General features: G+C 46.8%; 12 protein-coding genes and 1 pseudogene. 7 read left to right on the forward strand and 6 right to left on the reverse strand.

Annotation, left to right across the window (positions count from 1 at the left end; genetic code table 11):
- Positions 1 to 626: 626 nt before the first annotated feature.
- The 4 genes from L7D49_RS04860 to L7D49_RS04875 are packed head-to-tail and all read left to right on the forward strand — an operon-like array spanning position 627 to position 4,106.
- Positions 627 to 1,568, forward strand: a complete 942-nt coding sequence (locus tag L7D49_RS04860; RefSeq protein WP_238079700.1) for a metal ABC transporter solute-binding protein, Zn/Mn family — start codon at positions 627 to 629, stop codon at positions 1,566 to 1,568.
- A complete protein-coding gene (locus tag L7D49_RS04865; protein WP_238079701.1) occupies positions 1,568 to 2,296 on the forward strand; it encodes a metal ABC transporter ATP-binding protein in 729 nt (242 codons plus the stop codon). The genes L7D49_RS04860 and L7D49_RS04865 overlap by 1 nt, the downstream gene beginning before the upstream one ends.
- A 2-nt stretch (positions 2,297 to 2,298) precedes the next feature.
- On the forward strand, positions 2,299 to 3,225 hold the full coding sequence (locus L7D49_RS04870; RefSeq protein WP_238079702.1) for a metal ABC transporter permease: 927 nt from the start codon (positions 2,299 to 2,301) through the stop codon (positions 3,223 to 3,225).
- 2 nt (positions 3,226 to 3,227) lie between these two features.
- Positions 3,228 to 4,106 carry a metal ABC transporter permease gene (locus L7D49_RS04875; RefSeq protein WP_238079703.1) on the forward strand — a complete coding sequence of 293 codons (879 nt, stop codon included), beginning with the start codon at positions 3,228 to 3,230 and terminating at the stop codon, positions 4,104 to 4,106.
- Positions 4,107 to 4,158: 52 nt separating this feature from the next.
- Here L7D49_RS04875 and L7D49_RS04880 read toward each other — a convergent pair whose 3' ends face one another.
- From L7D49_RS04880 to L7D49_RS04895, 4 genes are all read right to left on the reverse strand, one after another.
- Positions 4,159 to 4,605 (reverse strand): hypothetical protein, encoded by a 447-nt coding sequence (locus tag L7D49_RS04880; RefSeq protein ID WP_238079704.1) that lies wholly within the window; start codon positions 4,603 to 4,605, stop codon positions 4,159 to 4,161.
- Between the two features lie 24 nt (positions 4,606 to 4,629).
- A complete protein-coding gene (locus L7D49_RS04885; RefSeq protein ID WP_238079705.1) occupies positions 4,630 to 7,749 on the reverse strand; it encodes a DEAD/DEAH box helicase in 3,120 nt (1,039 codons plus the stop codon).
- Between the two features lie 92 nt (positions 7,750 to 7,841).
- Positions 7,842 to 9,473 (reverse strand): hypothetical protein, encoded by a 1,632-nt coding sequence (locus tag L7D49_RS04890; RefSeq protein WP_238079706.1) that lies wholly within the window; start codon positions 9,471 to 9,473, stop codon positions 7,842 to 7,844.
- Positions 9,466 to 10,263 carry an ABC transporter ATP-binding protein gene (locus L7D49_RS04895; protein ID WP_238079707.1) on the reverse strand — a complete coding sequence of 266 codons (798 nt, stop codon included), beginning with the start codon at positions 10,261 to 10,263 and terminating at the stop codon, positions 9,466 to 9,468. The genes L7D49_RS04890 and L7D49_RS04895 overlap by 8 nt, the downstream gene beginning before the upstream one ends.
- Before the next feature lie 173 nt (positions 10,264 to 10,436).
- Between L7D49_RS04895 and L7D49_RS04900 the strand changes: the two genes are divergently transcribed.
- Positions 10,437 to 11,399 (forward strand): hypothetical protein, encoded by a 963-nt coding sequence (locus L7D49_RS04900; RefSeq protein WP_238079708.1) that lies wholly within the window; start codon positions 10,437 to 10,439, stop codon positions 11,397 to 11,399.
- Between the two features lie 315 nt (positions 11,400 to 11,714).
- Positions 11,715 to 11,975, forward strand: a complete 261-nt coding sequence (locus L7D49_RS04905) for a DUF2188 domain-containing protein (protein WP_238079709.1) — start codon at positions 11,715 to 11,717, stop codon at positions 11,973 to 11,975.
- A 33-nt stretch (positions 11,976 to 12,008) separates the two neighbouring features.
- Here the strand turns inward: L7D49_RS04905 and L7D49_RS04910 are convergent.
- Positions 12,009 to 12,140 (reverse strand): annotated as a pseudogene (locus tag L7D49_RS04910) (hypothetical protein); the annotation flags it as partial.
- Positions 12,141 to 12,340: 200 nt separating this feature from the next.
- Here L7D49_RS04910 and L7D49_RS04915 point away from each other — a divergent pair.
- Positions 12,341 to 12,649 carry an antibiotic biosynthesis monooxygenase gene (locus tag L7D49_RS04915; RefSeq protein WP_238079710.1) on the forward strand — a complete coding sequence of 103 codons (309 nt, stop codon included), beginning with the start codon at positions 12,341 to 12,343 and terminating at the stop codon, positions 12,647 to 12,649.
- Positions 12,650 to 12,708: 59 nt separating this feature from the next.
- Here the strand turns inward: L7D49_RS04915 and L7D49_RS04920 are convergent, their stop codons facing one another.
- Positions 12,709 to 14,217, reverse strand: coding sequence for an S-layer homology domain-containing protein (locus L7D49_RS04920; protein WP_238079711.1), 1,509 nt, complete (start codon positions 14,215 to 14,217; stop codon positions 12,709 to 12,711).
- Between the last annotated feature and the right edge of the window lie 195 nt (positions 14,218 to 14,412).

Raw genomic sequence — 14,412 nt, forward strand, 5'->3', positions numbered from 1 at the left:
CAGTTTTAAATATTTCCTGTAGCAACCGTTAGTAAGCAATCCGCTGACGATAAATCCAGATCTATTTCTATTCTTACCGGTTGACAAATTTTATTTATCGTATTATTTTTAACTTACTAATAGTTTCCTTAGGGAAACTTATTACTTTGCCTGAAGGAGTGATAGTCTTCTAACGTTTACGAAATTACGATATTGCACCCAGGGAAAAGCTTACTACTCTCCATTCAGCTTTTCACAAGTCACCATAATCCGACATATAGTAAAGACAGTCATTACAAATGTGGAGGTCTTAGGTTTTTACCTCAAAAACAGCTAGGCAGTAACACCGGTTGGCTGACTGCCCCAAATACTCATTCAGCAGTACCTTTCAAAGTGTTTCCCTGTCAGCGGCTTGATTCCTGTATAATGCCCACGCTTTTCGTTCTTGGTACAAAGCTTTCAATTCTGTTTCAAAGATGAGACCGGCCTTTCAGTAATGAAATATAAAAAGAAGCATCTACGTTCAGTCGTTTTGTGCTTCTTTGAAATTCGGAAAATAAATTTCCGCATTTCCGCCATGTAAATTTTTTTATAGTATTTGTTGCACAAGGGAAACACTATCACCATTGATTTTAGGAGGAACGGAAATGAAGAAGAAGTACGGCGTATTATTAATTGCCCTATTCTCAGCGCTGCTTATGTTAGGGGCTTGTGCAGAGAAAAAAGCGGATGAAGTGGACACGGAGGGTAAAATCCACATTGTGACGACGATCGCGCAAATCGCAGAGCCGCTTTCCATTATCGGAGGCGAGCATGTCGCTATAGAAAGCTTGATGGGTCCAGGCGTCGATCCGCATTTGTATAAGGCAACGCAGGGAGATATTAAGAAGCTGGAAAGCAGCGATATCGTGCTGTACAGCGGCTTAAATTTGGAGGGGAACCTGACAGAGGCCTTTGAGAAAATCGGCCAAAAGAAGCCCGTACTTGCCATTTCTGAAGCTATTCCAAAAGAAAAGTTATTGCATGATGAAAATGGAGCCATTGATCCACACGTCTGGTTCGATATTGAACTCTGGAAGATTTCAATAGAATCGGCGACCGAGGAGCTGAAGGCATATGCGCCAGATCATGCAGACGACTTTGAAGCAAATAAAGAGAAGTATTTTAGCGAACTGCATGACCTGCTTGAAGAATCCAAAGGAAAGCTTGCGGAAATCCCGAAAGAAAAACGGGTGCTCGTAACAGCTCATGACGCATTCGGTTATTTCGGCAGAGCGTATGACATTGATGTAGTCGGCTTGCAAGGGCTAAGCACAGAGGATGAAATCGGCATTTCGGACATTGACGATACGATTGCCATCCTGCTCGATTATAAAATCCCGGCGGTTTTTGTAGAAAGCAGCATTAACCAAAATTCCATCAAAGCCGTAATTGAAGGGGCTGGCAAAAAAGGGCTGGATGTCAAATTAGGAGGGGAACTATATTCTGACGCGATGGGTGACTCGGGTACGCTAGAAGGCACGTATATCGGTATGTACCGTCATAACATAACGACCATTCATAAGGCACTCTTAGGGGAGGGAAATTGATGTCAGTCCTGAAAGTGGAAGACTTATCTGCTTCCTATCGAAAAAACAAAGTGTTATCTGATGTGAATTTTAATGTGAAACCCGGATCATTGACCGGCATCGTCGGTCCGAACGGTGCGGGCAAATCAACCTTGCTGAAAGTGATGCTGGAATTGCATCCTTCGCTTTCGGGCAACGTTTCGTTTTTTGATTCGACGTTAGCAAAGACCAAAACGCGCGTCGGTTATGTCCCGCAACGTGGTTCTGTCGACTGGGATTTCCCGACGAATGCTCTTGATGTTGTGTTAATGGGACTGTATGGGAAAATCGGCTGGTTCAAGTGGCCGTCTAAACAAGATAAGGAATTGGCATTGGAATCTCTGGCTCAGATGGGAATGGCCGACTATGCCGACCGCCAGATCAGCCAATTGTCAGGCGGCCAGCAACAGCGCGTCTTTCTAGCACGGGCACTTGTTCAGGATGCCGACCTCTATTTCATGGATGAACCGCTGGTCGGTGTCGATGCGGCAACAGAGACGGCGATTATGACGACATTGAAACGCTTGAAATCTGCAGGCAAAACCGTCATGGTCGTCCATCATGATTTATTGACAGTAGAGGATTATTTCGACCATGTCATGCTGCTGAATCGAACGATCGTGGAATACGGGAAAACCGATGAAGTCTTCACGAAAGATAATGTCCAAAAGACATACGGTGGTTCCCTGCGCTGGATGAAGGAGGCGTAATGATGCTGGACGTATTTTTATCTCCTAATGCCCAATGGGTTCTTTTCAGCACATTGATTCTCGGAACGGCAGCCGGCATGGTCGGATGCCTGTCTTATTGGAAAAGGCAGAGTCTCATGAGCGACGCCTTATCCCACGCGGCACTCCCTGGAGTGGTTATCGCCTTTTCGATACTCGGGTACAAAAACCTGCCATTCATGATTTTCGGTGCAGCTGTCAGTGCATTTATCGGCGCTTGGCTCATCCAGTTGATCCGTTCCTCCAGCCGGGTGAAGGAAGATGCGGCCATGGGGCTTATCCTATCTGTCTTTTTCGGACTCGGCATTATGTTGCTGACAGTTGTCAGTCGAAAAGGCGGCGGGAATCAGGCAGGACTGGATAGCTTCATCTTCGGTCAAGCGGCTTCGATGGTGCGGACGGATGTTTATACGATGATGGCGGTCGCGATTGTGATCATTGCTGTTGTCATTATCGGGTTCAAGGAATGGAAACTGTTCTTGTTTGATCCGGATTTTGCAAAAGGACTTGGCTTGTCGAACCGCCTCATGGATGGCCTCTATTTAGCGATGCTTGTGCTTGTGATCGTCATCGGCATCCAGGCGGTCGGCGTAATCTTAATGGCCGCCTTGCTCATTATTCCACCGGTCAGTGCCCATTATTGGACTATGTCCTTCAAACGGATGCTTGTGCTTTCCGCAATTTTCGGCGGCGGCTCAGGTTTGCTCGGCACATTGATCAGTACAATGGGGAAAGGATGGCCGACCGGTCCTTTTATCGTCATTGCCTCCGCTTCCATCTTCCTCATTTCGGTAATAGCCGGCTCGCAGCGCGGTCTATTGGTCAGGGCTCTTCAATTACAGCTGCAACGGAAGCAACATCGGCTGGAAAGCCGGCCCATCCCTCGCCAGCCCGTCAAGGAGGGTAAATAACTATGAGTTATGAAGGATGGATTTTACTGACCGCATCCTTAGTCGGCATTTCATGCGGCATTATGGGGGTCTTTCTCATTTTACGCCGGATGGCCATGATGGCGGATGCTATTAGCCATACTGTCCTGCTTGGCATTGTCACCGCTTATTTGATCACCCGTGAGCTGAGTGGATGGCATATGCTCGTTGGCGCAATTATTGCAGGGCTATTGACTGCCGTATTAGTGCAGTGGCTTCACTCGCTCGGCGTGCAGCAAGATGCCTCCATCGGCGTTGTCTTTACGACTTTGTTCGCTATCGGGGTCATCCTGATCGCAACGAAAACAGGAAATGTTCATTTGGATGTGCAACATGCCTTGATGGGCGAAATCACCTTTGTCCCTTGGCAGACGATAGAGGTTCCGCTGATTGGCGAAGTGCCCCAAGCCACTTTCATCTTATGCATTGTCCTTGCGATTGTACTGGTGATGATTCTGGCATTTTATAAGGAATGGAAGATTACGACGTTCGATGCGGCGCTTGCGGCTAGTCTCGGTATTCCAGTCATGCTTATGCATTACGTCTTCATGACCCTTGTCTCGATTACGACTGTCGCATCCTTTGATGCAGTCGGTGCAATTATGGTCGTCGCCATGCTGATCACGCCAGCAGCCGCAGCTTACCTCTGGACCGATAAACTGTCGATCATGCTCGTTCTCAGCGCCGTCTTCGGCGTCCTATCCGCAATCGGCGGATATTACATCGCTTCGTGGATCGACACGTCCATTTCCGGATCTATGGCGTTCGCGACTGGCATTCTATTCCTGATCAGCTTTATCGGCTCGCCGCGTCATGGATTCATTTCCCGCTATATCCGTCCTGTCACACTGGCGAAGGAATAAAAAAAGATGGAGGGGACTTGTTCGAATCCCCTCCATCTTTTCGTTTATACGTTCATTGGCAAGCCGAGCCATCCGTTGCGCATAGCTCCTTATATGCGACCGCTTTTAGGGCCAGCAGCTCCTCTTCGGACAGGCGGCTTTGCAGCTTGTTCATCAATTGCTGCTGTTCTGCAGAAGTCATCCCGTTTCTTGCTTGGCTTTGCAGTTCATTGAGCTCGGACATATTGAACTTCTTTAGGAGAGCACGGGTCGCCTCTTCCTTCGTCTGGAAAGGCAACTTCGCCGGATCCGCATTCTTTCCTTCTTCAATGAACGCCCGCAATTCCGGATCGTTCTTCACTTCCTGCCTGATGGCATCCATCTGGCCGCTTGACTCCAGTTCCGTTGTCACCTTGTCCATCACCTGGTCAGCGATGAGATTTGTTCCAATAAAATATACACCAACGGCGAGAAGTCCCAATAAGATGACAGTGGCAATGAAAGCTTTTAGAAATCTCATATCCGTTCTCCTTTACTGCTTCATTCATGTTAACAATTCCACAATATCCTCCTCGGTTAAGGACATTACTGAATTTCCTTGCGAATCAATGATTTCTTCAATTAGGTTCCTTTTTTTCTCCTGCAGTTCATTCATCTTGTCCTCAATCGTGCCGCGTGCAACGAGTTTAATCACTTGAACCACTTGCTCCTGGCCAATCCGGTGGGCACGGTCTGCCGCTTGTTCCTCCACCGCCGGATTCCACCATAAATCATACAATATGACAGTATCGGCACCCGTCAGATTAAGGCCTGTTCCGCCTGCTTTCAATGAAATCAAAAACAAGTCACGCTCTCCAGCATTGAATCGCTGGCATAGCTCCAGCCGCTCTTCAGAAGGCGTTTGGCCATCGAGGTAGAAAAAGGGCACTCCTTGGAAAGCCAAATCCCTGCCGATCAAATCAAGCATCTTGGTGAACTGGGAGAAAATCAAAACACGCCTTCCAGCCAGTTGGGATTCCTGGATGATCCGCTTTAGCTGTTCGAATTTTGCCGAGCTCCCTTTATAGCCGTCGACGAATAAAGCAGGATGGCAGCAAATTTGCCGCAGTCTCGTCAAGCCGGCGAGAATCCTAATTTTATTCTTCCGGAGTGTGTCCTTATCCAGATGCTTTAACGTATCATGCCGCAGTTTTGCCAAGTAGGCCGCATACAACTTCTTCTGCTCTGGCAGCAGTTCAGCAGAATCAATCGTTTCAATTTTCTCCGGCAGCTCTTGCACAACATCGCGTTTCATCCGGCGAAGCAGGAATGGACGAATCCGACGAGCCACTTCTTTTCGCTGGAGCTCACTGAACTCCCGCAATCCCCCAAATAACTCAGGCAGGATGACATGGAAAATGGACCATAGTTCTTCTAACGCATTTTCCACGGGCGTTCCAGTCAACGCAAAACGATGGGTTGCCCGAATTCGTTTCACTGATCTCGCCGTCATCGTAATCGGATTTTTGATCGCCTGCGCTTCATCCAGAAACATCGCATGGAACGTTAGCTTTTCAATCCACTGGATATCCCTTCGCACAAGGGGATACGAAGTGATGATGACATCTGCCTCTTCGTCCAGCTGCCATAACTTCATCCTCTTTTTACGGTCGCCGTCCACAATGACAGCTTTCAGGTCAGGTGCGAACTTCTCCACTTCTTGCTTCCAATTATACGTAAGGGAAGAAGGGCACACTATAAGGACAGGCTGTTTCTGTCGGCGGATGGCAGCTAGCTCAGACAGGATGAAAGCAATGCTTTGCACTGTTTTGCCAAGCCCCATATCATCTGCCAAAATGCCACCTGTTCCAAACGAAGCCAATGTTTTCATCCAGCGATAGCCTTGCTTTTGGTACGGCCGTAAAACGGAATCCAGTACTTCGGGAACAGCGATGCTTTCTTCCGGATTTTTCAGCCTGTCGAGGAAAGCCCTAGCGGATTCCTCAACTGAAAATGCCTCCGCCTCTTCTCCGGAATGCAGCAACCGGATGCCCCTTACAAAAGGAACCGTCAGCCCTTTCTCCAAGTCTTCCAGGCTTTCCGGGAGTTCATTCATCATCTGCTGCAACCGCTCAAATTCTTTGGTTTCCAATGAAAGAAGCGTACCATCCCGCAACCGGTAGTATTTCCGCTTTTCTTCGAGAGCCACCAGCAAAGAACGGATTTCCCGGTCTGCAATGCCGTCCATCTCAAATTTAAATTCCAGCCAATTGGTCCGCTCCTCAAAGTGCTTCACACGGATTCGCGGCTGCGGGTGCCCCTTGAAAATCCGGTTTCGGATGGCTGTTGTGGCATAGACGCGAACATACTGCTGAAGCTTCGGCAGGATATGATAAAGAAAAGCATATTCCAGTTCTTCATTGTGCAAAAAATAGCCTTCGTCTGTTTCAGCGAACTGGCTTTCTTCCATGAGCTGTAAAATGGCCTCTTCCTTTTCGATATCCCGCAAGACTGTCGCCTTTTTTGGCAGCTCCCGATCCGCCACAGGATTGATGACGATATGGCCATACTGAAACTCCAAACCGGCCAATAAGCGGTTATTTAAACGGTCGATGTACAGCTTCGCCACTAAGGGGGATTGGACCAACCGGCTCGTAACCGAGGAATCGATTTCGACCTGGCCGATGCTTCGGAGACCCGGAACGACTTTCTCCAGGAAGAACCCGACTTGTTCATCCGGAATGGTTATATGCCTCGCTTGCGCGGTCTTCAGCATCCGTTCCAAATCCGCGAGCCGTTTGCAATCTTCAGGCGCAAGCCGAAAGATATTTCCTCTCTGCACGACTGTCCGGTATGCTTCCAAAATGACCACTTCATCCATACCGTCTATTTTCAGCAAATGGTCAGCAGTTTTTGATTGCCCGAAATGAAAGCGAATCGGCAACGTGCCTTCTTTACGCTGAAATGGATACCTGGATCCTGTCTTCTCCAGCTGAACGTCGGCAGCCTCGAGGAGCGGCAACAATACTTCCCATGCATAAGGAGGAATAACCAGCATGGAATCAGGGATCGTGATGTCCTCATGTTGATCTGTTTGTATCGCAATAAGCTGCTGCAAGACGGCATCCGTTTCTGCCAGAAAGCAGTGGATATGCGGATCATACAACTCACTTGGCAGGCCCCTGTCCAGTTGACGGAGAAAACGCCCAATGGGTTCCACCTTATGATCACCGAACCAGATTTCAACACCAAGAAGCGGCCCTTGGCTTGTCACGATCGGTTTGAGAATAAATTGCAACGGCTTCACCTGGCGTCTCTCAAAATGCCGCTGATGTTTACTAGGCGGGGCTGCGGGTTTTTTAAAAAGGGTGAGCAATTCATCCGCCAGCTTTGCGCCATTCCCTTCCTGTTGCGCGATGGCAAGCAGAACGGCTGCGACATGCTGGCATTCGTATTTGTAGGAAGCCCCAAGGGAAGGACAGCTGCACGACGTTTTCATTTCATTACCAGCAGTGAATTCAATCTTCACTTGAAACGGCTCGTTGCCGTGTACAATTGCTTCACAGCGACTGGAATCCATAATGGCAATGGAGACTTTGCCTGCTTGAACATACGACTTCCCTCGCCGATATGACACAGTACCGCACAAATCCGTCACCTTTTTATCTGTAATGACTGGAATCATTCTTCTCGCCCCCCTGCTCCGTCCTATTTCGGTATCCTTCATTATACGCGAACAAAGGCTCCCTTTACAGTCCGGGGAACAAGGCAAACGTGTCACTGACTCATCGATCTTTTACGAAATGAGAAACGCCATGTTATTACGGCAACAACAAGCAGCATTGCAATATACACATAGATCCCAAAGGCAAAACGATTGGCAAACACGTGCGCAGCAACAAATAACAACGTTAGCAATCCAATCAAAAACATTTTAAACGAACCGCCATCCTGAGCAAATTGGAAGGATAACGAGAAGGGAAACGAATCCCGATCCATCAACAGATAAACAATTGCTGTAAACAGGACGCCTCCAACTGCTACGGCAATGAGATCCGGGATAACAGAAGTTGAGAAAATCCCGATGAAAATAACCGATAACAATAGAAAAACTGGCGCATACATAGTCATCAAAAACGCCTTCAATGTCCCGCTAAATACGATATGAGGCTGTTCTATCGGTGCTGCTTTGAAAATCCAGCCACCTTTATAGCTGCCCGAATAGCGAAGCATATGAACGACGGTCGGGATAATGAAATTCAGGAAATAGATGAACAAAAACATGCTTCCTGTGCCGATCTCTGCCAGAGACCGTTCCCTAAGCTCCATAACGATAAATATGAAAGGAAAGACAATACCCATTGCCAGCACCGGATAGACTTTTAGTTTAAATTCCCTCTCCTGGCGCATCATTAATGTGGCAAACCGGAAAAAGACCCTCTCCTCTTTGGAGTGGCACGTCATCTTAGCCAACATTTCAATGATCCGATGGGGCTTCCTCTTCCGTTCCTTTGCCACGCCCATCAATTTATCAAGACTCCGCTCAAAAGCAGGCATTAAACGGATATACAACAGGACAGCGAGGATCGGCACAAGCACCCCGAGAATCGAACCGAGGACAATGCCAGCGGAGTAATTTCCATTAAGAAGCATTTCAAATGTGGAGCCATACCATAAAGGCGGCAGCAATAGATGCCACCAGTTGAATGTATAAGAGATATCAAAATTTACAATATCAAAGGAACGGGCTACGACCTGATAGCCAATAATCGTCCCGACCGATAGAAGGATCTGCACATAATTAATAATATCCTTTAGCTTTTCCCCATCAAAAAATCGCAGCACGGCTAAGTAAAGCAAGGAAGTGATGACAATGACAAGCGCGATGGTCAACCCGATATCCACGAGAAACAGCAACGTAAATAGAATGCCTTTTGTAAAGAGACTGACCAAAAGCGGCAATAGCAGAAGCGAGCCGCTGACAAAAAACATGTAAATGAGAATATGCAGTATTTTAGCTGCATTGATTGTCTTGCTGTCGACCGGTTTCGTATGCAATATGTTTTTATCCCGGATATCCAGCAAGACGGAAGAGAAATCCGCGATCATCGTCGTAGATAATATGAAAATGATAATGCCGAAGCTGATGCCCATTTGAAAGACTAATTGATTCCCAAAAAATAAAAAAGGAGTGATCAACAGGCCATATAGTGCGTAAATCCACAGTGATTTCAGAAACTGGTTGCCTTCCTTTTTCCCCCGCGTATCATTAAAAATCGTCGGCACTCTTCTGCCATCCATCGTCAATTTCATTCGCAGGATGATCAGAAGCGCATTATAATCGATTCCCAGTTTTAGTAACAAAGGCTTGAACAACGAAATGACTTGAAGAGATCGGTACTCACGCATCGGCATCCCCATCCTGCATAATGGAGATGAAACGGGACGCCCGTTCCCCATGATCTGTGAAGCCCGTCAATTGATTGAAAATACCGGACAAGGTGCCTTCCTGGCTTAACTCCTGCAGCTCCTCAAATGTCCCGTCTGCGATTACCTCTCCCTTAACGAGAAGGACAATTCGGTTGCTGATCTTTTCAACGACATCCATAATATGCGACGAATAGAAAATCGTCTTTCCTTGTTCCGCGAGCTGCGCCAGCATTTCCCGGATGATCATCATACTGTTGGCATCCAAGCCGCTCAGCGGTTCATCAAGAAATAACAAATCAGGATTATGCAGCAAACTCGATGTGATGAGCACCTTCTGCCTCATTCCTTTTGAAAAGGAAGAAAGTCTCGTATCCATTACACTGGTGAGATCAAATTCCTTCAACAGTTTTTCAGCCTTCTGCTCTGCGTAGTGGCGTTCCATCCCATAGAGCTCCCCCGTAAACACTAAAAACTCCATCGCCGTCAAATTATCGTAAAGCTCCGCCTGTTCCGGCACATATCCGATTCTTCTCTTATATGAAATATCCCCTTGGGCAATATCCTGGCCGAACAGTTCAACCGTCCCTTGATAGTTTTGAATCAAACCGAGCATTATCTTTACCGTCGTACTCTTCCCCGCTCCATTCGGTCCAATATATCCGATGATCTGGCCACGCTTCACTTCCAAATTAACTCGGTTCAGCACCAGCTTTTCGCCATAATCCATCGTCAAATCTCGCAAGACTAATATGTTTTCGGTTGTTTCCATACACACACCCCGCTCCTAAAGATTCTTTCTTGTTAGTTTATACGAACGAAATTGGAAATGGTTCCCTGAGGAAACGATGAGAAACTTCTTATGAAACTCTCATTTTCCTCACAGAGTCCTCTCAAAATGCGGCGGTATGATAAGGACATACCAAAACAAAGGAGACGATGAACATGAACAAATTACTAGCAACTACACTAAGCGCAGCACTTTTATCAGCAGGAGGATTCAGCGCAGCCAACGTACTACATACGGACAAAGTGGAAGCGGCACAAACGCAGCAAGTAACAACATCCCAATACGGCTCTAACTATCAATTGCAAATCGCAGCCGATACGCTTGCACAACTTCCTGAATACGCTACAGTGGCAAGCAAAGTCGATGTATCCGGACTGCAAGCAAAAATTACAGAGGACTCCAACTACAAGCGCGTCATCCTCTTCAAAGATGCGAACGGTCAAGGCAAATTCAAATCCATCTTTGTAAAAAACACTAACATGTTGGAAATCGTTGATTTGAAAGCGGGACAAGTATTCTACGGGAAAATTACAACTGAAGACACAACACCGGCACCTGAAGTAAAACCAGAACAACCGGTTCAAAGCGACATCAGCTCATTACCGGAATACACAACACTCGCATCCAAGGTCGAGGTCGGTAGCTACAATGCAGCAGTCGTCGAAGACAACTTCAACAAACGAGTAATCGTTTTGAAAGACGACAATGGCCGTGAGCAGTTCAAGTCCATCTTTGTGAAAGAAACAAACACATTGAAAATCATCGACACAACAGGCGGCCAAATCTTTTACGGCGTTATCACTGCAGAATCAACACCGAGCGCGGCTCAACCAGTTGAACAACAAGCAGCACCTGCAGTCGCTACACAACAAGTGAAAGAGCAAGCAGCCCCTGCAGCAAGCGGCATCAGCGCGCTGCCTGAATACAACAAGCTCGCTTCCGTTGTAGATGTCGCAAGCTACACAGCACAAATTGCCGAAGACAACTACAGCACACGCACCATCCTATTAAAGGATGCGAACGGCAGCGTTCAATACAAATCCATTTTTGTGAAACGGACTAACATGCTCAAAGTCATCAATACACGCGGCGGCATGGTATTCTACGGATCTCTATAAGAGAATATGATAAGGAAGGAAGCAGGCGCTCTTATGCGTCTGCTTTTTTAGGGTGTGTGGATCGAATTAGCTGGGGTTATCGGTCGCTTCGCAAGAGGCATCGGTCAGTTTTCATATTTGATCAATACTATCGAAAGCTTATCGGTCACGCCCGGGTTTATCATACAGCTCGCGACGTTTCCGGCAGTCTGTCTTTCTGTCATTCTCCAAACAGTACAATCCTTCCAGTTTTGATTTCCATCAGGCGGGTAATGAATGATTACATAATTGATTGTCTCTGTAGCATTACCAGTTTAGCAGGAAGGAGGTCGTTGTATGGCTGATCACCAAAAGCGTGACCAGGACGAGTATTTCGAGGATCGGGCTGGTACAGACGATGCCCGGTACCATGTTGTTCCGCATGATGAGGACGGCTGGGCTGTGAAAAAAGAAGCCAACGACGACCCGGCTTACACGTCGGGATCGCGCGATGAAGCTGTCGAGGAAGCGAAGCGGATGGCGCAAGAAGCCGGCACGATGGTCTATCTTCATGGTGAGGATGGCAAGATTGAGAAACAGCTGGAATATGGTGATTGATTTAAAAAATGCCCAGGGTGCACTCCCTGGGCATTTTTTATTGTAGTTCCTGATAGCCTTCATAAAACGGCCGCCGTCTTTGACGTCAGAATGATATAACGCTTTTAACGCAAAGCTCTTTTCAAGTTCATGTTCCTTCATAATTTGCTGCAGTCGCTTGGACAGCTCCGCATTGTTTTTTACGAGACGCTCCATTTTCGGTTTGGAGTATTGCATTCGGCATCCCTCCTACTTCTTACCTTACCATGAATCCCTATTTATAAACGATCATGACGTAAATATTTTCGTAAGGTTAGACATCTAAAGCACTTCATACTACAATTGAAAATGATTATCAATATCATTGAGTGCAGGGGGAATGCTTCATGTTTTATCAAATTAAGAAAATGATCGTTAAGGAAGGGACATCTTCCATTGTCATTGACCGCTTCAGTGGTGAAGGATTGATTGAAAAGCAACCAGGTTTCGTCGGTTTAGAGGTCCTTCTGAAAGAAGTGCGCCGCGGCGATGAGGAAGTTCTTATTGTCGTCCGTTGGCAATCAAAAGAGGATTGGAAAAATTGGGAGAAGAGCCCCGAGCATATCGCGGGCCACAAAGCGAATGCCGGCAAGCCGAAGCCTGATCACATTATTGAAGTGCAGCAGTCTACTTATGAAACAAAGTTGTCCAAGTAACTAGCTATGCTCTTTTGAAAAAAAACAGCCGGCCCTCGCAAATGGACCGGCTGGTTTCATTATTTCAAATATCTTCTCGCGCCTGCGTAATTCGTTTTATAAATTCCAGCGTTTATCGAGATGATTTCAATCTTCCTTGAGGAATTCGGTGCATGAATCATTTTCCCATCTCCAACGTACATGGAAACATGATACACTTTCCCCGTTCCGCCATTATAACCAAAGAACATGAGGTCCCCTGGCTGCAAATCGCTTCGTTTCACGGCCGTCCCATGTGTCGCTTGGACAAACGAATCTCGGGGAATTAAAATTCCATGGTTCCGATACACGGCATACATTAACCCGGAGCAATCATACCCGTACGCCGATGCACCAGCCCAAACATATGGCAGTCCAAGATACCGCTTGGCACTGTCGACGATGTCCTTTTGAGTTGGTTTTGGTATAGATGCGTAGGAATCGTGCACTTTCACGTCAGCTTTTCGAATATATTTGATTCCATCTGTGTTCGTGTTCACTTTCAGCCAATCGCCTTCCTCACTTAGGACCGTTAGGATTGTCGAATAGCTGATGTCTATGAATTTGTATTTATTGTGGAGTTTTGGTTCCTTGTACAATGTCGCGATTTTTGCTTCTACGATGGCAATCGGGCAACCTTCATAGTTAGAATAATATTCTTTCACATGTGATTTCGGCACCCAGCCTTGATAGCCGTTTTTATGTCCGGTCTTTGCTTGGCTCTTCACTGCAATGTACAGCCAATCCCCCTGCGACTTGATAACTTCTACTTCATCACCATACAACGCCTGGGTGTCCGTCCGTCCGACAAGCCACAATTTTTGAACGACGTTCATACTCTTTGACCACTTTGCCATATCCGGCATCGGAGCAATGGAAATATGGTCCATTGAACGAGTCTGATTCGGTTTATGCCACACATTGGTCACCGGCACACGTATCGCATAATGCTTCTGATTTGAAGGATGATAGCATGCTTCGAACTTCGGCTTTAAATCAGGATTTAGAATACGCGCCAAAAATACAGCAAAATGCGATTTAGTTAAAAATCCGGTCGGCTTGTATGTATTATCCTCGTACCCCTTCGTCACACCGTTTGCAAACAGGGTCTGAATGGATGGCGCTGCCCAATAGGTCGGGTTTACGTCCCTGAAAAGATAGTCGCTCGTTCCTTTCAAATCAAATGCGTTCACTAAAATGGAAGCCATCTGCCCTCTTGTCAAATTGTCTTGCGGTTTAAATTCGCCCTGTTCGTTTCCACCCATGATTCCGGCTGCCACTATAGCTTGAACAGTTGCATACCCTTCATCCCCGGGGCTCACGTCGGGAAACGAGACATCCGGCAAGTCCTCAACCGGCAGCTGCAACGCTTTCACGATCATTTCAGAAGCTTCCAGTCTTGTAATCAACTTTCCTGCTCCAAACGTTCCGTCTGGCATGGCTGTAACGATCCCTTGACTCGCTAGATATTCAATTTCCGCCTTGGATGAGTGAGTTTCACCGACGTCTGGAAATAGTGGAGCGGCTAATGCTTGAATAGAGTAGGACAACGTACACAACATAACAACGAGCGACAGTAACAATTTTTTCAGCTGGATCGCCTCCCTAAGATGATGTTCATTTCCATAATTATACGGTACATCATGAAAGGTAGATAGATATTTTCATAAAGTTATTTAAATTTGCAAGACGTTGAAACCGTATGACAGGAATCGAACAAAATATACCCTTGATTGCGAGGGCTT

It is taken from the genome of Sporosarcina cyprini, from assembly GCF_022048975.1.
GTDB classification, from domain to species: domain Bacteria; phylum Bacillota; class Bacilli; order Bacillales_A; family Planococcaceae; genus Sporosarcina; species Sporosarcina cyprini.